Origin of the sequence: Streptomyces sp. NBC_00353, assembly GCF_036108815.1 — a bacterium.
GTDB lineage: Bacteria > Actinomycetota > Actinomycetes > Streptomycetales > Streptomycetaceae > Streptomyces.
The window spans coordinates 9807072-9826181 of record NZ_CP107985.1 but is presented as its reverse complement, the minus strand read 5'-3'; the positions used below and the strand labels follow the sequence as shown (position 1 = coordinate 9826181).

Below are 19110 nucleotides of genomic sequence, written 5' to 3'. Positions count from 1 at the left end.
TCCACACGCATCCTGCTGCGTCCACGCGCCATCTCCCCCAGCAGATGCCACAACCTCGCCCGGCCGCCGCGGTGGGCCATTTATCCCGCGGCGGCGGCAACCGCCGCAAGGACCGGAGCCGTTTCGTGTAATTGCCCCACACCCGCCTTCACTGCCTACATCGGGTCTATACGGATAGAACCTCACCACAGAAAAGCGCTGACAGGCCCAAAACGCTGCGGCTCAAAGCGAATTGCGCCGAACCCTCCCACCGACCGCCTGGGCCGTCCGTTCCACTGCAGCCCGGGCAAGACCTGAGCGGCACGTGCGATCCCAGCGGGTGCCGGCGTATCGGCTTCGATCCGCCCAGACTCATGAAGACCGACACGGGGGCATCCGACCCGATCAGTGACCGAATCCGCACCCACCGGCTCCCTGTCAGCGCCGAACGGGTCAGCCGGTGAGAGTAGCGCCAGCTGTGACGAGCGCAGCCGCCACCGTCAGTGTGGTGGCAAAAGTGACCGCAGCACGGGCGAGGGCGGCCGGGTAGCTGGCGCCGTCACGGCGGGAGAGGTATCCGGCTGCGGCCGCGGCCGTGATGGCGAGCACAAGGGCGCTCAGGGCGGTGAACAGGATCAGGGTCAAACGACGGTCCGACACGGTACGGCTTCTCCTCGATGGCAGTGGACGGCGCGCAGGTGATGCGCTGACTGCAAATCTGGCGAGCGAGGCGTTCACCGGGGTTCGGATGAACAATGATGCACACGGCCGAACACACCGTGCTGGTGGGGGAAGTGAGGGGTTTGCGGGTTGAGCACAAGGACCGAGAAAAGTGAGGGGCAGCCGCCGCTTGTCGAACTGCAGGCGCTCCTCGATCAGGGGTGTGCAAAGGCCCAGCTTGATCAGACACGACTTGCGCGGCGTGCGGGACTCGGGCGTACGACGGTGAGCCAGGCATTGCGGGGATCCGGTCAAGTGCCGTCGGCGGCCACGGTGGCGGCGCTGGCGAAGGCGTTGGGGCTGGATGCTGACAGGCTGCTTCGACTGCGTCAGCGGGCTGTTGCCGAAGCGGGGGGCGCGGGCGGGTCAGCGCCGGGCAGGGAAGCTGACGGTGTGGGCCAGGCGATTGGCGAGTGGGACCCGTACGACCTGGAAGTCCACCCTGCTGGCGCGGTAGACGGCCGGAGCGGGCCGGCGGGATCGTCGCTGTTCCAGACGCTGCCGGGGTATGTCCGACGCTCTCACGATGACGTGCTCGCGGAAGTCGTCCAGGCTGCGGCCCAGGGGCGCAGCGGCATGCTGGTTCTGGTCGGGTCGTCCTCCACTGGAAAGACCAGGGCCTGCTGGGAGGCCATCCAGCCGCTTGCCGCGCAGGGGTGGCGGCTGTGGCACCCCTTCGATCCCACCCGGGCAGAGGCCGCTCTCACCAACATCCGGCGCGTGGGACCGCGCACCGTGGTGTGGCTCAACGAGGCTCAGCACTACCTGGGCGACACTGAGTACGGCACCGACATCGCCGCTGCCGTCCGCTCGCTGCTCACCGATCCGGAAATCCGGCCGGTCTTGGTCCTGGGAACCTTGTGGCCCGAATACGACCGTGCCTACCGGACGCTGCCCCTGTGCGGGGAGCTGGACCGCTACGCCCAGGTGCGTGCGCTGCTGGCGGGACGGACTGTGCCGGTCCCCGATGCCTTCGACGAGAACGCGCAGGAGGCCGCCCGCGAACTCGCCGCAACCGGGGACCAGATGCTCGCCGCGGCGTTGGAGCGGGCCGAGGCGGAGCGTGTGACCCAGGATCTGGCCGGGGCGCCTGAGCTTCTGCACCGCTACCGCACGGCAAGCGCGCCGGCCCGCGCCGTTCTCCAAGCCTCGATGGATGCCCGCCGGCTCGGCGTCGGCCTCCACATCCCGCTGGCTTTCCTGACCGACGCTGGCACCGACTACCTCAGCGATCGTGAATACGACGAACTGCCTCCGGACTGGGCCGAGAAGGCATTGGCCGAACTCGCCGAACCCGTTCACGGCAGGCTCGCTCCCCTGCGTCGCGCCCGCCCGCGGCCCGCCCGCCGCGATCCTGGCGCTCCCCTCGGCAAGGACACCGGGCATGGCGTCGTCTACCGGCTTGCGGACTATCTCGAGCACCACGGCGGAGCGGAACGCCGCCGCCTATGCCCGCCCGCCTCCTTCTGGCAGGCTGCGCACCACCACCTCACGGGATCCCAGGACCTCGGCAGGCTCGCGCATGCAGCCGAAAGGCGGCACCGCCTCCAGTGGGCCTACCACCTCTACCAGCGTGCAGATCCCGGGTATGCGCTCATGCAGCTGGTCAGGTTCCGAAAGCGTGCGGGCCATGCGGAAGACGCGGTGAAACTGCTCAGCAATGCCGCCGCAGACGGGAACCGTGATGCCTTCTTCGAACTCGTCGGGCTTCGGCTTGGCTATAACGACCTGCACGGCGCCGAACAGCTCCTCACCGAGCCCGCGGACAGGGGCGACACACGTGCACTCATTGAACTCGCGGAGCTCCGGCTGAGGACGGACGATCAGGAGGGCGCCGAACGGCTTCTGACCAGTGCCGCCGGTGCCGGCGCCACGAGCGCCCTCGTCAGGCTCTCGGACCTACGCCGTGAAGCTGGAGACAGCGAAGGCGCCAAACGGCTCCTGACCCAGGCCGCCGACGCCGGCGATGACCTGGCCATCGAACTCATCCGCATGCAGCGCATGCACGAGGTCCGCGGAAAGGTCGACCGCCGACGTACTGCGGACGCCTCTGAGACCGCATCTGCGCTGGCCGTCCGTCAAGACAGCGCCTCTACTGACGGGCATCTCACCGAAAGCGCCGACGCAGGCCACTTCTGGGCCATCGCCGAACTCGCCCGCGCCGACTCGCAGCCGGAAACACCGAAGGCGCCGCGCAACTCTTCGCCGAAGGCGCCGCCGCCGGCGAGTCCTGGGCCGTCCTGGGACTCGCCCGCGTCCGACTCGCGGGCGGAGACATCGAAGGCGCCGCGCAACTGCTCACACAGAGAGCCATGAGCGGTGAGCCGGCCGTCTTGTTTGAAATGGCCCACATCCTGCACCAGGCCGGTAATCGGAAGGGCGCTGAACAAGCTCTTCTCCAGGCCGGCGAGGCAGGGCACCCCCAGGCACTCATCAAGCTCTTCCTCCTCTGCAAGAAGGCTGGGGACCATACACGCGCCGAAGGCATCGTCAAGCAGGCGCTTGATGCAGCGACGGCGTGGGGCGGTACCGGGAAGGACGTCTTCCAGATGTGGCCCTACGGGCTGGATCCCGACGGCACCCCCACCCCACCCTGGTGACCTCAAAGGGCATGACCGGCAGCTCAGCTGTGAGCGAGCGCCTGTCCGCGACGGCCGCGTGCGGCAGCTGGAGAGCGCGACGACGCTGCCCGTCGGCTTCGACGGTGAGATGCCCCGGGTCAGAGAGCACACGCTTCAGCAAGGCGACCGGGTGCTGTGCTACACCGACGGCATCATCCAGGAACACGTCAACAACGGGGAGCAGTTCGGCGAGGAACGCCTCATCCGCTGCGTGAACCGCCTGGGGCAGGAGCCGTCGCACGGGCTGCGGGCGGATCTGCGCCGGCTCTCCCACACACTGAAGTGGGAACGGCGCGGGCGCACCAGCGACGACGCCACCCTCTTCATGATCGAGTGGCACGGAGGCGCCGCCGACCCCCTCGCGGTCCTTGACTGAAGGCCCGCGCGTCAGGCCCGATCACGTCGTCGACGACAAGGACTCGCGGGGATCGAGGCCCGGTTCTCACTCTCGGCCCCAGGCGGCAGGGGAGGAAGTTGCCCGGAACGCTTTGCGTCCCGGGCAGCACGTGTGGGTGGCAGCCGCGAAGCTCCCAGGTCTCAGCCGTCTCAGGCCGCGGTTGTGGGGTTCGCTGATTCGGCGGTGCGGCGGTATTCGGCGTTGATGCGCTGGGCTTCTTCGAGCTGGTCTTCGAGGATGACGATGCGGCAGGCAGCCTCGATGGGGGTGCCCTGGTCGACGAGTTCCCGGGCGCGGGCGGCGATGCGCAGCTGGTAGCGGGAGTAGCGGCGGTGGCCGCCCGCGGAGCGGAGCGGGGTGATCAACCGGGCTTCTCCGATGGCCCGGAGGAAGCTCTGGGTGGTGCCGAGCATTTCGGCGGCCCGGCCCATGGTGTAGGCGGGGTAGTCGTCGTCGTCGAGACGGCCGAACGAGTCGTCTGCTGTCATTGCACCTCACTGTGTGGAACGCGTGGAGGGGCCCTGGTGCCGTACTGGCACCAGGGCCCCGAAGGAACTGCTACACCATCTGCCGGCCCTGATACTGCACCGGCCCTCTGTTTCCGCGGACCCGACCAGAATGCTGTCGGGGGTGCGGGGATCGCGGTTGCTTGACCGGAGACCACCTCACTATCGATGTCCTGCGGTACCCGGGCTCAAGACGTCCGCCCGGGCGATCCTGATGGCGCCTGGCTCCTCCGTTCTTCCCTCTGGGATCAATCACTTACCTACTGCTGGTACTGCTCTCTTGTACTGCCCAGTGGCCTGCGACAGCCGACAGTGCCACTCTTCGGCAGCCAGCCCCGTCGCCTGTCCTGCGTCTGCTCTGGCTTAGAACCCCACTGCCGAACCTCCCGGTGCGCGCGTCCGCAGCCGACGCCTTCACCGAGGTGCTGCTCACTTACTTCCCTGCTGGGTACTGGACCTGCACTTACGGGTACTGCCACTGCGTACTGCTCACGGCGGCCCCTGATCACTGCGGGCCACCCGGTCCGGTCGTCAACCCCGTCGCCGTCCTGCAACAACCCTGGCTCCGAAACTCCACCACCGCACCGTCCTACGAACTGCAACTGCGTGTACTGCTGCCCGGCAGTTCATCTCTGCCAGGCCCCGCGGTCTCTCTGGGCTACGAGAGAAACCATAACCACACCACCACCCAATGTCTACTCCAGCCGACATAGATTTTCGTGTGTTCGGCGGTGAGGTAATCCACCTCGAAACAGCGCTGGAGGGCGGGAGTAAGGCGGTCATCATCGGGTTAACGGGCCGCAAGCCGGGGCACAAGCACCGGGCAGGCAGGACCGGGCGTTGACGATCCAGAGACCAGGGTGGCCCGATGGACACGATGAGCGTCAACGTCGCAACCGCGCACTCCATGGCATCCACCGCCGGCGCACGCGAGCGCGCCCGGGATTTCCTCGAAGGTCTCGTACATCCGCTCGCAACCGAGGCTGCTGACACCGTGGTCCTGGTCGTCTCTGAACTCGTCACCAACGCCCTGCGCCCCGGCGGTGGCACCTGCGCCCTGGACCTGACCGCGCACCCGGACAGCACCGAGGTGGCCGTGCACGACCGCAGCCCGCAAGCACCGCGCATGCGCACCCCCGACCTGAACGGCGGCACCGGAGGCTTCGGCTGGCCCATGGTCAACCGCCTCGCCCGCGACACCGCCGTGACCCGCCAGGCAGCCGGCGGCAAGACCGTAAGCGCCCTCCTCGCCCGATAGCGCCGAGGCGGTACCGACCGTGCGAGTAGTAATCCGAACGCTGCTTTGGTGCTGGTCATGCTGGGGTGACGCGCGTCGGATTGTTGACGACGGCGTCGGGGTGGGGATGGGGCTCGTCCGGGCAGAGGTGAGGGCTCAGGGTGTCCCGGCGGTGCACTCTGACATACGCGTGCTCGCCCTGCGCAGGTGACCATTTTCGCACTCGCTCGATGGGAGGGTGCCGGTGTCTTACTACTCGGCGAGATTCCCGCCGTGGGCGGGTCTCATAGGAACGACGACATCATTCCGGCACCCCGCCACCAAGCCCGTTCTCCGTCTGGGGAGCGGAGTTACTTGCCTTTGGCCTCCTGAGGGCCGATGGTGTCGGATGCCGGGCAGGTCACGTCGTCGCTGGCGGGCCCCGGCGGGGTGTCGCCATGACGGGCCTGCCCGTCGCCCCGACGTCGCCTGACGGGCGCCGTTCGTCGCCCTCGGCGACAGAACGGACCCAGCGGATCGGGTCGTAGGGGGTGCCTGACTTCATCAGAGAGAAGGCGAGGCGGTGGGCTCGGTGGCCCACTGCGATGGTCGCGACCAGCGGCGGCTTGCCTTCGGAGAGCAGGCGGCGGCGGTAGGCGACGAAGTCGGCGTGGTGGAAGCCCATGCCACGGCCGAGGTCGACGATCGCGCGTCGCAGCTCGACCGATCCTTCACGGCTGATCCGGTTGCCCCGGCGGCTCTTGCCTGCGGATTCGTAGGCGATGGGGACGAGGCCGGGGCACGGTAGGCGCCGGCAGCATTCTTGAAGCGGGCCGGATCGCCGATCGCGGCTCCGTAAGCGCTGGCGGTCACGATGCCGACGCCGGGCAACGAAGTGAGGACGCACGCCGGATTGTCGGGCAGGACAGTCGACAACTCCGCGGTGGCCTTGGCGATCTCCTCCTCCAGCGCGACGAAGAATGTCACGTCGGCACCGAGTACAGCGCTGGCGGCGTTCCAGTCTGCCTCCGGCAACTTCAGGACTTCGCGCGGGGTCTCGACGACCTGCGCGGCCTTCGCCCGTGTGATCCGGGCACCCCGGCGGCGCACGAAGCGGACCAGGCCGTCGACTCCGAGGCGTCGGACGCGGTTCGGGCCGGGGAGCCCTCGATGAAATCGAAGATCGCGGTGTGGGAGGCTGCCCGGCTTGGCCAGGCAGCGGTGCCGAGCAATTCGCGCTTGATGGTCGAGAAGAACGACTCGGCGAGGGCGTTGTCCCAGCACTGGCCGGTGCGGCCGACTGAGAGGAGAACGCCGAACTCGCCTGCCAGGGCGGCGAATTGCTGGAGGCAGCAGGAGACCAGCTGCCCGTCACGATGACGCAAGGTGACCTCGCCGTGTCTGTCCACGCATGCCTGCCCTGCAGGGGATCCATCCCCGGCAGTGGAAGCCTCGCCATCCGCGAGCAGCACAGTGACCGATCGGCCAAGGGTCTGTCGCCGACTGTAGCCAAGTAGCTCTTGGGCCGCGTGATTCCACGCCTGGATCACGCCCCGATTGTCCACGGCGATACGTGGCATTTCTATGGGAGAAGCGCTATCTGGCTGGTGGGCGATGGCATGTACTGCGCCCATGGGATCACCCTTTCATTGTTCACCTGCAGATTCACGCCCCCGTCCGGGAGCAGTGACCTCTATGTACGTCGTTGACCAGCCGCGACCCGATAGGACGGACGAGCCATTCCGACGGCTGCCGGATCGGGACTGGGCGAAGGTGATGGCCGAGCGTCTCGCATCAGCGACTTTTGTCCGCGGCCTTTAAGCGCCGCCGAAACGTGCACCTGCATTCGGTCACGGACAGCGACACACCAACCGCGGTGGCAACGACAACCCGCGTCATCAGCGCTCCCGGGGCCGGCAAAAATCGTTCTCCTCCAGCAGTACACGACGCCCTCACCCCACCGCAGCCGGGGGAAGAGTGCCGGTCTCCCTAGGGTCGACAGCCCCAGCCTCGTGGGATGGCGGGATCGGACACACCTGATTGCCACGCAAAGGGGGCGCCGACCTGCGCACGCACGCTCGGTATCCACGCCAGGAAGACGTGCGGGTCCGCTGGTTAGCGCACGGTGCCGGAGTCGAACGACCACCACCACGGGCGGACGAAACGGACTATTCGGGTAGGGTCGGAGTCTGGCGTCCAAGGGTGAATGGAGGGCCCGACCTGATCGGTCGTACCGGCGATGCGGTACGCACGCAGTGTGCCGGGCGACGGCGTGGCACCCAGCAGCAGGGAATCCGATGATAGATGGGTTGTCTCTCACGTCGGCGAGGGTTCCATGGCTGCTCGCGGGGCTTTCCCTGGTAGCCGGAATAGTCCTGAACCTCGTTGCGCCCTGGCCGTATCTGGGCCTCCCTCTGCTGGCAGCCGCACCTCTGGTCGCCGGCGCCATGCTGTCTTTCCGCGCTGCCACCTCGGTCGCCTGCGTGACGTGTGCAGTGACGGTGGGCATGGACATCTATCACGGACGCGAGGCTGTGGCACTGTACGTCGATCTGGCCGTGGTGGGCGTGATCGGAGCGCTGGCCCTGGCGGTCAATCGGCTCATTGCGCGACAGGGGCAAAATCTTGCCATGGCCAGGAATGTCGCGGAGGCCGTGCAGCGGGCCGTGCTGCCGGATCCGCCGACGGGCGTCGGCCCGCTCGCCGTGGCCGCGGGCTATACGGCGGCCCAGGCGGAGGCGCGGATCGGGGGCGACCTGTTTGCGGTCCAGGACACCCCGTACGGAGTACGCATGATCATAGGCGACGTGCGGGGCAAGGGGGTCCAGGCCGTTGCGGCAGTGTCGGTCGCAATCGGAGCATTTCGCAAGGAGGCCGAGTACACGCCGACCCTGGACGAGCTGGCGCAGCGCCTCGATGATGCTCTGGCCAGCGAGGCCGACCGGACGGCCGAGGAAATGCCGGGCGAGGACTTCACCACCGCTCTGCTGGCCGAGGTCTCCCCCGACGGCGAGGTGCTGACCCTGCTCAACCGTGGGCACCCGGCGCCGTACCTGGTCCACAGGGGGGAGCTGGTACGACTCGACGCCACGGTCCGGCAGCTGCCCTTGGGGATGGACCTTGGCGCAGTGGCCGCAGATGGTGATAGCGCCCCGGTCGACTCGGTGCCTCTGCCCCCCGGCGCTTCGCTGCTGCTGATCACCGACGGCATCACCGAGGCCCGGGACCAGTGCGGCACGTTCTACGACCCGGCCCGATCGCGACTGAGGGGCAGGCAGTACGCGGACCCGGGATCTCTTGTCGATGCGCTGACCGAGGACGTCAACCGGTGGACAGGGGGTGGCCATCAGGACGACATGGCCATCCTGGCCGTGACCCGGCGGCAGCCGGATCCCCCGATGCCTGATCACGCACCTCCGCACTCCCGGCCGGGGGGCCACGCGGTTCAAGAGCAACGGCTGATGTAGGCATGCGCGAGCTGAATGCCCGGCACCGTCTGCTGCTCCTTACGAGCTGGTGCGTGATTGCGGGTGAGGTGTTCTTGCTGGTGGGTGGCATGATCCGGATGTGGCGATCATGCTCAGTGGGACGGTTCTTGCGCATCAGGTGTTCACGGGGGTCTCTCGTGGGCATCTCGCCTCTCTGGTTGAGGAGTTGGCTGGTCCGTGGCAGGCCGTGGTCGAGGGGCGTTGTCACGAAGCTCGTGGCGGGGCCAGGAAGCGCGAGGCCGGAGCCGGTGTCCGGCATCGGCTGGTGTTCGTCGACCGGCTCGTGGCCACGTTGATTCACTTGCGGCACGATTTGCCGCATGCGGCGTTGGGGCTGTTGTTCCGCGTCGACCGCTCCACCATCACCCGTGCGATCGGCGAGATACGAGGGCTGCTGGCCGAGCGGGGATGCGCGGTCCCCGACCGGCCCGGCCTGCGGCTGCGGACCCTGGCGGATGTGTTCGCATACGCCCAGGCCGAAGGTGTTGAGCTGCGGTTGGACGCCACGAAGTCCAGGTCCGCCGGCCCCCGGCCGGCCGGGGTGGGCGCCGTGCGTTCGTGTCAGGCAAGAAGAAACAGAACACGATGAAAGCCACCGTCGTCGCCGACCATCAGGGCCGCATGCTCTGGACCGACGCCCTGCAACCAGGGCGGATGCATGACGCGACCGCCGCACGCAACGAAGGCATCAGTACCTGTTTCCAGCACTTTCGCGACGTGGAGGTCCTCCTGGACGACGGCTACCTCGGGCTCCGTCGCGATCATCCCGGCCAAGCGGTGACTCCGCCCAGGAAGGGAAACAAGATCAGCCCGCCCGAGGTCCTCGAAGCCCGCCTACGAGCCAGACACCGGCACTCCTCAAAGCGCATTACCGTCGAACACACCCTCGCCGATCACAAACGCTGGAAGCAACTGGTCCGCTGGACCCACCGCCGGGAGAACCTGCCCTCCACCTACCGGGCCATCGCCGGCCTCGTCTCCGACCGCAACACCACCGGCTGACACAAACCCCCAGCTCAGGCCCCCACGTCTCCAACGCAATCACGCACCAGCTCGTAAGCCGATGCCGCGCTCAGACCGACACGCTTGAAGTGCGCACTCTGTGCTCCTGTGGGGGGAGTGTCATGAATCAGGTGTGTGCTTCCCCGAAGGAGTCACCTGATGAGTACGACGACGGATCACCTGATCGAGGCCGCTGACGGTGTGTCGCTTGCCGTGGCTGGTGAGAGCATCGAGGGTGCCGACGTGAAGTCGATGCCGGTATCCGAGAATGGTCTGTCCAGCGAGCTGCTGGAGGAGCTGGCCGCGCTGGCGGCCGAGAAGGTGCGCCTAGGAGGGCTGCGGTTGATGGGCGAGGGCGGGCTGCTGCCCGAGCTGGCCCAGCATCTGATGCAGGCCGCCCTGGAGGCCGAGATGGATGTGCATCTCGCGGCGGAGGCCGGGCGGGCCGGCGGCCGCGGTTCACGCTCGGGCGGCAACATGCGTAACGGCTACCGGGCCAAGAAAGTCATGACGGAGGTCGGCACGGTGACCGTGCAGGTCCCCCGGGACCGCCTGGGCACCTTCACCCCACGGTTGTTGCCCAAGTACGCCCGCCGGACGGGTGCGCTGGACGAGATGGTCCTGTCGCTGACCGCGAAGGGCCTGACCTCCGGCGAGATCGTCGCCCATCTCTCCGAGGTGTACGGGATGACGACCACAAAAGAGACCGTCTCCACCATCACCGACAAAGCTCTGGAGTCGATGGCGGAATGGCGCACCCGCCCGCTCGACGCGGTCTATCCGGTGGTCTTCATCGACGCGATCCACGTCCGTATCCGCGACGGGCACGTCGCGAACCGACCCGTCTATGTGGCCATCGCGGTCACCGCCGACGGCTACCGGGAGATCCTGGGACTGTGGGCCGGCGACGGCGGCGAGGGCGCCAAGTACTGGCAGACCGTCCTGACCGAGATCAAGAACAGGGGCGTCCGCGATGTGTTGATGCTGGTCTGCGACGGCCTCTCCGCCCTGCCCGACGCGGTGAACACCGTCTGGCCGCAGACCGTGGTGCAAACCTGCATCGTCCACCTCATCCGCGGCAGCCTGCGCTACGCGTCCCGCCGCGACTGGGCCGACGTCGCCCGCGACCTCAAGCCCGTCTACACGGCCGTCAACGAGGAGCAGGCCCGGCAGCGACTGGCCGACTTCGACGGCACATGGGGCAAGAAGTACCCGTCGATCACCGGGATCTGGGAACGGTCCTGGAGCGAATTCGTTCCCTTCCTCGGCCTCCCGGACGCCATCCGCCAGGTCGTCTACACCACCAACGCCATCGAGTCGCTGAACGCCCGATACCGACGCGCGGCCCAAGCTTGCGGACACTTCCCCAACGAGACCGCCGCCCTCAAGCGCCTCTACCTGGCCACCCTCGCCCTCGACCCCACCGGACGCGGCCGCCAGCGCTGGAACAACCGCTGGAAGAGCGCGCTGAACGAGTTCGACCTCCTCTTCGACGGCCGCCTCACCGCCGGACGGGTGTAGACCAATCAGCCCACCGAAGAACCTGTAGGCCAATCAGACGAATCACACCTCATTCCTGATAGACCCCCTGTGGGACCTATAGGACCTCACGAGGAGCAGCAGGTCACAGGTGCAAGGGCCTGCGGGATTTGCCTGCCATGGCTGCCGAGACTCGCGCCGGTAGCGTTGTTCGTGCGCCTGAGCAGGATGAGGATGCCGCGATCCTGCGGAGCGGCTTGTTCACGGTCGGACCACCTGGGTCATTTCGGTGTCCGGGGACGGTGCGGGTGCAGGCGCGGGCCGGCGGGCGGTGTCACTGATTCTGATCAGGATGCCGATGAGGGCCCAGTTGGCGATGACGGACGAACCGCCTGCTGCGAGGAACGGCATCGTCATACCGGTCAGCGGGATGAGACCCATGACACCGCCGGCGACGACGAACACCTGGATGGCGAAGGAACCGGACAGGCCGATCGCCAGCAGCTTGCCGAAGGGGTCGCGGGCGGCGAGCGCCGTCCGGACCCCGCGCTCGACGACCAGGCCGTAGACGAGCAGGACCGCCATCATTCCGGCGAGACCGAGCTCCTCTCCGACGGTGGCGAGGATGAAGTCGGAGTTGGCGGCGAAACCGATCAGGTCCGAATTGCCCTGACCGAGACCAGCGCCGAGGGTCCCGCCGGATCCGAAGGCCATCAGCGACTGGGCCATCTGCTCGCTGGCCGCGAGCTTGCCCCAGCCTGCGAACGGGTCTAGCCAGGCGGTGACACGGTCCTGCACGTGAGGTTCGAAGGTGGCCACGCCTACGGCGCCCGCCCCCGACATCAGCAGACCGAAAACGATCCAGCTGGTCCGTTCGGTGGCGACGTACAGCATGACGACGAACATGCCGAAGAAGAGCAGTGATGATCCGAGGTCGGTCTCGAAGACCAGGATGAGGATCGAGAAGGCCCAGACCATGAGGATCGGGCCGAGGTCACGGCCGCGGGGGAGGTAGAGCCCCATGAAGCGGCGGCTGGCCAGAGCCAGGGCATCGCGCTTGACCATGAGGTAGCCGGCGAAGAAGACCGCGATGATGATCTTGGCGAACTCACCCGGCTGGATCGTGCCGACGCCGGGGATCTTGATCCAGATCTTGGCACCGTTCACTGGGGTGAAGAACATCGGAAGGATCAGCAGGAGCAGTGCGACCAGCATCGAGATGTAGGTGTAGCGCTGCAGGATGCGGTGGTCCTTGAGGGCCAGCAGGACGACCACCAGCAGTGCCACGCCCGCGGCCGAGAACAGCAACTGCTTGGAGGCGGCAGCGACGAAGTTGGCGGTCTGCTGGAAGCGTTCCGACTGGTCCAGCCGCCAGATGATGGCCAGACCGAGACCGTTCAGCAAGGTCGCCAGCGGCAGCAACAGCGGGTCCGCGTACGGCGCGAACCTGCGTACGGCGATGTGCGCGACGCCACCGAGCAGGGCGAGGCCGAGCCCGTAGCCGAGCATGCCGGCGGGGAGTTCGCCGTTGAGGGCGAGGCCCACGTTGGCGTACGCGAACACCGAGATCAGGACGGCGAACGTGACCAGCGCCAGCTCGGTGTTGCGGCGGCTCGGCGCGTCGATCGTGCCGACAGTGGTGGTGGTGTTCGGGGCAACGCTCATTGTGCTGAGAGCTTTCTACGGCTTGCCGCTCACCGCACTGCGGGACCTTCCTCTGAGAGGCTAGGGCCGGGAGTGGGAGTCGCAGTCGTCTTGGTCCCCTTGGCGGGGGACTTGGCGGAAGTGCTGTCGGTGGTCTCGTTCGCCGCGCCCTGGTCCTTGGCGGCGTTGGTGTCCGCCTCGGCCGCACGGCGCTGCGGCTCCGTCTTGCAGGCGGAGGGCTGTGCTTCGAGCCCGACGACTTTCTTGCAGGCATCAGTGAGACTGTCCTCGACGACTCTAGCCTCGACCTGGTTGTGCCAGTAAAGCGAGAGGTTCCTGCAGTTTGATCTTGGGAATTCTCCTCGATCTTCGACACGGACTCAGACCAGGCCGATTTCGCCGTAAAGATGACTTTGTCGTCCTTGGTGTCCACGTAGAACTACGTCCGGCGCTACGCACAGTTCACTCGTCCCCACCGAACGGCTTGACCGAAGTTTGACCAACGACGCCGCGAGGGGCCATCCGTCCAACTTCAGCGGCAAACCCCAGGTTGTTGCGCAAGTGTCGGTTAGCGGGAGCGTGTTACACGCCGACTCGCATCTCCGCATGCACATGCAATGACACTTCGCGAAGCGGGAGCCACGGTCGGGAACGTCGCACTGGGGTAGCGGCCGCCGCACTCTTGCTGGTCCTCCCCGGTAGTCGTTGCGGACTATGCCCGAGGCCTCACTGGCCTGACCCGATCTACCAAGAGCCAGCAGCTCCAGCATCAGTCGGCCGCACACGGCCCGTTCTCCCACGCCAGATGTCTATCGGCGAGAGGGTCAGCCCCAAATCCTGGACCATCCGAGCCGAGTAAGGCGACCGATCATCTGTTTGGCCCCACCGCCCGTCAGGCAGGATCCCGTCATATGCGCACACACTCCGATGCTCGCGGGTCCTGGAGCGCTTGCGTGCCCAGACCACGTCCACGTTCATCAAGCCCTCGGAGCTGGGCGGAGGACACATGCCGCCCGGGTCGAGCAAGGCCCACCTTGCAACGGTGTTTGCTCTGACTGGTGGGCAGGTGTTACGGCCTGAGTCCTCGTCGTTTGTGGTGGCTGACGCGGGCTTGGTGTTGTCATCTGCATCGCCATGTCGACCAGTGCAGGATGTGGTCGACAGGCGGGGGGCTGCCGGTGGGTGAGGCGAATATGATCACGCGTCTGATCTCGGCGAGGCTGTGGTGGATGAGCTGGGAGTATCCGTTTCTGCTTTCTCCGCATCGAGTTCGCGGGCCCGCAGGAACCGCAGACCGGCAGCGCAATTAGCCGGCGACCTGGCCAGGTGTCGTGAACTGGGCAAGTGGACTGGTAAGCAGCGATCGGCCGGGCGGGGCGTTGACGGCGGAGCAGATGACCCGCATGCCGTCCGCATCCGTGATCCTCAACTGGGCCCGGGATGAGGCTGCCTGATGGATGGCAGCCACCTGTGGCCAGCCGACAAGCACGTTATCAACCAGTTCGGCGCCCCAGGGGCACCGTTCCAGACCTCACCACCAGTCTCGACGACCAGCGTTCAGGCCGATGCGGGGATCTTCAGGACGTTCTGATGGATCGTGTCAGTGACGGTCATGCTGGCGGAGTAGGACAGCGAAGTCACGGGTGCCGCCCGGGAGTCCGCTCGGATCAGCGTCTGCCGCCCCCACCGATAGCGCGGAGGGGTCTCTGAGCCAGGGCGAGATGGGCAGCCTCGATTGATCGGCGCGGTGTTCGGGCCGGCGTTCCCCACGCTGAGCTGCGACCGGCTCCCCGGTGCCACTCGGGCCGTAATCGACGGCTCCCATCAACGAGTGTTGCGCGTAGGTCTTCTTCCCAGTCAGGCTCTGCGACCCGTTTGTCCGGAAGGTCGCGTGCTGGCCAACTCTCGGACATTTTAATTTTGCACTATCCGTACCACCGCGAGCGGTAGCACCGTCGACGACACGGTGATCATGGGGGCAGCCGATCGTGCCACCTCGGTCGACAACACACAACAGCGCCTGGTTTAGCGCGAATTGACGAACTCGAGTGTTCTGTTCCCCACTTATTAAAAGGAGTTCCCTTTGCCAACCCCAACCCCCCGAAGATCGAAGCTGATGGCTCTCGGGTCTGCCCTCGCGATCCTGACGGTCGTCCCGCCGTCATTGGCCACCGCGTCGGCCACCGATCCCGGGACGACGACACACATGTCGGATGCCGCTGGAGCCCGTCCCGACGCGCTACGCACCGTCACTCTGATCACCGGGGACACCGTCACCGTCACCGCCGACGGTACCGAGACCAGACAGGTCAAGGGACCAGAAGGTGAAGGCATCGACTTCGAGATCAACAAGGTCGGAGAAGACACCTATGTCTATCCCGACTCCACCCTGCCGTACGTCTCCGCCGGGCTCCTCGACAAGAGTCTGTTCAATGTCACGCGGCTTCTCGCCGACGGCTACGACGACGCGCACACCAATCATCTCCCTCTGCTCGTCAGCTATACCGACAGCAGCGCCGCCCGCGCCCAGGCACTCCCCGCCGGAGTCACAAAAGTCCGCACCCTCAGCAGCATCCGGGGCGCCGCGCTGACCGAAAAGCGCGACCAAGCGGGCAACTTCTGGTCCGGGCTCACCGGCAGGACCGGTGCGCGAGGCACCGAACGCGCCATCGGCGACCCCCGGCCTTCCTTCACTCATGGCATCGCCAAGGTCTGGCTGGACGGGAAGGTCGAGGCCGCGCTGGCCGACACCACCGCGCAGATCGGCGCCCCGGAGATATGGGAAGCAGGCAACACGGGTAAGGGCATCGACGTCGCGGTGCTGGACACCGGCGTGGACTCCGGTCACCCGGACCTGGCGGACCGCATCGCCGACGCGGCCAGTTTCGTGCCCGACGAGGGCGTTTTCGACGACTACACAGGCCATGGCACGCACGTCGCCTCCACCATCGCCGGCACCGGCGCCGCCTCCGACGGCAAGGAGAAGGGCGTCGCCCCCGGCGCCACCCTCCACATCGGCAAGGTGCTCGGCACAACGTGCGATGTTCTCGGCTGCGGCGCCCACGGCAGGGAGTCGTGGATCCTGGCGGGCATGGAGTGGGCCGCCCGCGACCAGCACGCCAAGATCATCAATATGAGTCTCGGCGGCGCCCCCTCCAGCGGCGACGACCCGATGAGCCAAGCCGTCAACAGGCTCAGCGCGGAGACCGGCGCGCTCTTCGTGATCGCGGCAGGCAACAGCGGTGCCCCATACACCGTCGGCTCGCCGGGCGCCGCGGACGCCGCGCTCACCGTCGGCGCCGTGGACACCTCGGACCAGCTCGCCGACTTCTCCAGCCAGGGTCCGCGCGCAGGCGACTACGGGCTCAAGCCGGAACTCACCGCGCCGGGAGTCGATGTCCTCGCGGCACGTTCGCACCTCTCCGAGGGTGATGGCCACTACCGGACAATGAGCGGCACCTCGATGGCCGCCCCGCACGTCGCGGGAGCCGCCGCACTGCTCGCCGCAGCGCACCCGGACTGGACCGGCCAGCAACTCAAGGACGCCCTGATCAGCTCCGCCAAGGCCACCCCTCACTACACCCCTTATGAGGCTGGCGCCGGCCGCCTGGACGTCGCGGCCGCTGTGCGGGACACGGTGTTCGCGACCGGCAGCGCCTACTCCGGCTACCACCTCTGGCCGCACCAGCCCGGCGAGAAGGGCGACAAGGCGGTGACCTACACCAACATCGCCGACGCCCCGGTCACACTCAATCTGGTCATCAACGCCCCTGATGCACCCCAGAATCTGTTCACCCTGTCCGCCACGCAGGTCACCGTGCCCGCGCACGGCACCAGCGAGGTCACGCTCACGGCCGACCTGGACCATGCCCCCCTGGACAGCCACTTCAGCGGCGTGATCAATGCCTTCGGCGCCGACGGGAAGGTTGTCGCCCACACCCTCATCGGGGTCGGCAAGGAGGCCGAGCGCTACAACCTCTCGGTCACCGCCAAGGACCGCGCCGGCAAGCCGCTCTCCGGGCAGCTCACCGTGGCGGGAAGCAATATTTTCCACCAGTACGAGCTCGATGAGTCAGGCACGGTTGCCGTGCGGATGCCGGTCGGCACGTACGCCGTGTGGCTCAAGGCCGACGTGCAGGGCACGCACGGTCCGCGCTCCCTGGGCAAAGCCATGCTGAGCGCTCCTGAGATCATCTTGGACCGGGATCGCCAGGTGATGCTGGATGCCTCGGCGGCCCGTCAGGTCAAGGCCATCGTCCCGAAGGAGACAACCGACTCCGAGGTTCGCATGGACATCTACCGAGCCTTCGATTCCGACCACTTCACATCGGGCACCCTTGACCCCTCCACGCCCGGGTACGACAGCATGTGGGTGCTGCCTACCGGCAAGAAGGTCACCAAGGGGGACTTCGCCTTCGGCGTGCGCTGGCGCAAGGAGGAGCCCGCACTGACGGTGGTCTCCGGCAACCGGAGCTTCGACGACCTCAGGGTCCAGCGGGGCGAGGTGCCGCTTCCCGATGGACGGATGACCCTCGACACGATCTTTGCCGGGCAGGGCGCCGCGGCTGACTACGCCGGGCTCCAAGCTCAGGGCAAGATCGTCGTGGTTCGCCGCAACGACACGGTGACGCTGGGGGAACAGGCGGCCGCTGCCGCCCAGGCAGGTGCCCGGCTGCTGCTGGTCGTCAACGACGGAGTGGGCCGACTGCAACCCTGGCCCACCGCCGTGCAGTCCTTCGCCTCCCCGCCGCCAGTCACAGTGGCCACCCTCACCCAGGACGAGGGCGAGGAGCTGATCGCCCGGATCCGTCACGGTAGGACCCCGCTGGCCTTGGGCTCCAGCCGCATCACGGACTACCTCTACGACCTTGTCCGTCACTACGAAGGCGCGGTGCCCGCCGACCCGACCTACCGGCCGGAGAAGGACGACCTGGCCCGCGTTGACGTCTCCTTCCGCAATCACCGGCCAGACCGGGCGTCCGACTACCGCTCGGACATCTGGCAGGGAATCGCGATAGGCGCATCTTTCCTTCACGAGGCTCCCGCCCAGGGTGATCGCACGGACTGGGTCTCTGCCGACTCGGACGTCCAGTGGGTGGAGCGGGCCCAGATCCCCGGTGAGGTCCAGGAGTCCTCCGCGACGCTCCGCTACAAGGCCGGCAGCACCAGCAGCCTCCATTGGTTCGGCCCGATCCAGCGCCCGCGCCTCGACAATCAGACAGGGGTGCAGCGGCGGACCGACGATGAGATCTACGCCAATGTCCCGGGCTGGGGCGACTCCGGTGGCGGTCACGTGGGCACCACTCTTGGCAACCCGGGAGTCAACAATCTGGTGACGCTGTACCAGGGAGACACAACCCTGGGCCAGTACTACTCCGACTGGATCGCGGTCGCGGGACTCGACCCGAAGCGTCTTCCCTACCGGCTGGTCTCGGAGAACTCCCGGGGCTTTTGGGCGAACCCGTACTCCACCAGCACGCGAACCGAGTGGGGTTTCACTTCGGCGGCCGGTGAGCCCGGCACGACGGCGGTCTTGCCGTTGATCCAGCTCGACTACAAGGTCGACACCGACACCTCGGGCAAGGCACGCCGGAACGCCGAACTCGTGGTCACCCCCTCCCATCTCCCCGGAGGGCCGAGCTCCAAGGCCATCGGCGCCCTCACACTCGACATCTCCTACGACGACGGCGCCACCTGGCAGAAGGCATCCCTCACCCACCGTGGCGACGGCTGGGAGACCACGCTCCACGCTCCTGCCAGAACCGCGTACGCCACCCTGCGCACCTCTGCACATGACCGCCAGGGCAACAGCGTGACCCAGAGCATCACCCGGGCCTTCGGGCTGAAGTAGCCACTCTCAAGCTCGTCACCTGGGCGGGACTGCACACCGCGGCCCGCCCGGGTGTCGAGCCTGGATCCGGGCGGGGCCCAAGCGTTAACCCGAATTCCGCCGGGGCGCGCCCGCCGTCACACCGCGGCACCCACGTGAGTGCGGCAGCGCGCCACTCCCCCGCCCGGTGAAGGGCACTCAGGCCGAACAACAAGGTCTCCAAGGGGA

General features: G+C 67.2%; 11 protein-coding genes and 4 pseudogenes. 8 read left to right on the top strand and 7 right to left on the bottom strand.

Features of this window, described 5'->3' with window-relative positions; translation table 11 throughout:
• Positions 1–432: 432 nt before the first annotated feature.
• Entirely contained in the window at positions 433–639 is a 207-nt protein-coding gene (locus OHA88_RS44260; protein WP_328623675.1) for a hypothetical protein, read from the bottom strand.
• A 150-nt stretch (positions 640–789) separates the two neighbouring features.
• On the opposite strand from OHA88_RS44260, the gene OHA88_RS44255 reads away from it, so the two are divergent.
• The 3 genes from OHA88_RS44255 to OHA88_RS44245 are packed head-to-tail and all read left to right on the top strand — an operon-like array spanning position 790 to position 3696.
• A complete protein-coding gene (locus OHA88_RS44255; RefSeq protein WP_328623676.1) occupies positions 790–3015 on the top strand; it encodes a tetratricopeptide repeat protein in 2226 nt (741 codons plus the stop codon).
• The gene (locus tag OHA88_RS44250) at positions 3012–3299 is read left to right on the top strand and encodes a tetratricopeptide repeat protein (RefSeq protein WP_328623677.1); all 288 of its coding nucleotides are present in this window, start codon (positions 3012–3014) and stop codon (positions 3297–3299) included. The genes OHA88_RS44255 and OHA88_RS44250 overlap by 4 nt, the downstream gene beginning before the upstream one ends.
• A 58-nt stretch (positions 3300–3357) precedes the next feature.
• The gene (locus OHA88_RS44245) at positions 3358–3696 is read left to right on the top strand and encodes a SpoIIE family protein phosphatase (protein WP_328623678.1); all 339 of its coding nucleotides are present in this window, start codon (positions 3358–3360) and stop codon (positions 3694–3696) included.
• Between the two features lie 170 nt (positions 3697–3866).
• On the opposite strand, the gene OHA88_RS44240 is transcribed toward OHA88_RS44245, so the two are convergent.
• On the bottom strand, positions 3867–4205 hold the full coding sequence (locus OHA88_RS44240) for a MerR family transcriptional regulator (RefSeq protein WP_328623679.1): 339 nt from the start codon (positions 4203–4205) through the stop codon (positions 3867–3869).
• An 886-nt stretch (positions 4206–5091) separates the two neighbouring features.
• Between OHA88_RS44240 and OHA88_RS44235 the strand changes: the two genes are divergently transcribed.
• Positions 5092–5481 (top strand): ATP-binding protein, encoded by a 390-nt coding sequence (locus tag OHA88_RS44235; RefSeq protein ID WP_328623680.1) that lies wholly within the window; start codon positions 5092–5094, stop codon positions 5479–5481.
• Positions 5482–5860: 379 nt separating this feature from the next.
• Here the strand turns inward: OHA88_RS44235 and OHA88_RS44230 are convergent, their stop codons facing one another.
• From OHA88_RS44230 to OHA88_RS44850, 4 genes and pseudogenes are all read right to left on the bottom strand, one after another.
• A complete protein-coding gene (locus tag OHA88_RS44230; RefSeq protein WP_328623681.1) occupies positions 5861–6124 on the bottom strand; it encodes a hypothetical protein in 264 nt (87 codons plus the stop codon).
• A gap of 140 nt (positions 6125–6264) precedes the next feature.
• Positions 6265–6426: pseudogene (locus OHA88_RS44860) on the bottom strand (IS110 family transposase); the annotation flags it as partial.
• A 179-nt stretch (positions 6427–6605) separates the two neighbouring features.
• A pseudogene (locus tag OHA88_RS44855) lies at positions 6606–6728 on the bottom strand (IS3-like element ISCARN46 family transposase); the annotation flags it as partial.
• A gap of 174 nt (positions 6729–6902) precedes the next feature.
• Positions 6903–7019, bottom strand: a pseudogene (locus OHA88_RS44850) (PAS domain-containing protein); the annotation flags it as partial.
• 717 nt (positions 7020–7736) lie between these two features.
• Here OHA88_RS44850 and OHA88_RS44220 point away from each other — a divergent pair.
• The 3 genes and pseudogenes from OHA88_RS44220 (at position 7737) to OHA88_RS44210 (ending at position 11450) form a co-directional block, all read left to right on the top strand.
• On the top strand, positions 7737–8906 hold the full coding sequence (locus OHA88_RS44220; RefSeq protein WP_328623683.1) for a PP2C family protein-serine/threonine phosphatase: 1170 nt from the start codon (positions 7737–7739) through the stop codon (positions 8904–8906).
• A gap of 109 nt (positions 8907–9015) precedes the next feature.
• Positions 9016–9929, top strand: a pseudogene (locus OHA88_RS44215) (transposase family protein).
• Positions 9930–10181: 252 nt separating this feature from the next.
• Positions 10182–11450 carry an IS256 family transposase gene (locus tag OHA88_RS44210; RefSeq protein WP_267008273.1) on the top strand — a complete coding sequence of 423 codons (1269 nt, stop codon included), beginning with the start codon at positions 10182–10184 and terminating at the stop codon, positions 11448–11450.
• 219 nt (positions 11451–11669) lie between these two features.
• Here OHA88_RS44210 and OHA88_RS44205 read toward each other — a convergent pair whose 3' ends face one another.
• The gene (locus OHA88_RS44205; RefSeq protein ID WP_328623684.1) at positions 11670–13073 is read right to left on the bottom strand and encodes an FtsW/RodA/SpoVE family cell cycle protein; all 1404 of its coding nucleotides are present in this window, start codon (positions 13071–13073) and stop codon (positions 11670–11672) included.
• Between the two features lie 2095 nt (positions 13074–15168).
• Here OHA88_RS44205 and OHA88_RS44200 point away from each other — a divergent pair.
• On the top strand, positions 15169–18903 hold the full coding sequence (locus tag OHA88_RS44200; RefSeq protein WP_328623685.1) for a S8 family serine peptidase: 3735 nt from the start codon (positions 15169–15171) through the stop codon (positions 18901–18903).
• The last annotated feature ends 207 nt before the right edge of the window (positions 18904–19110 follow it).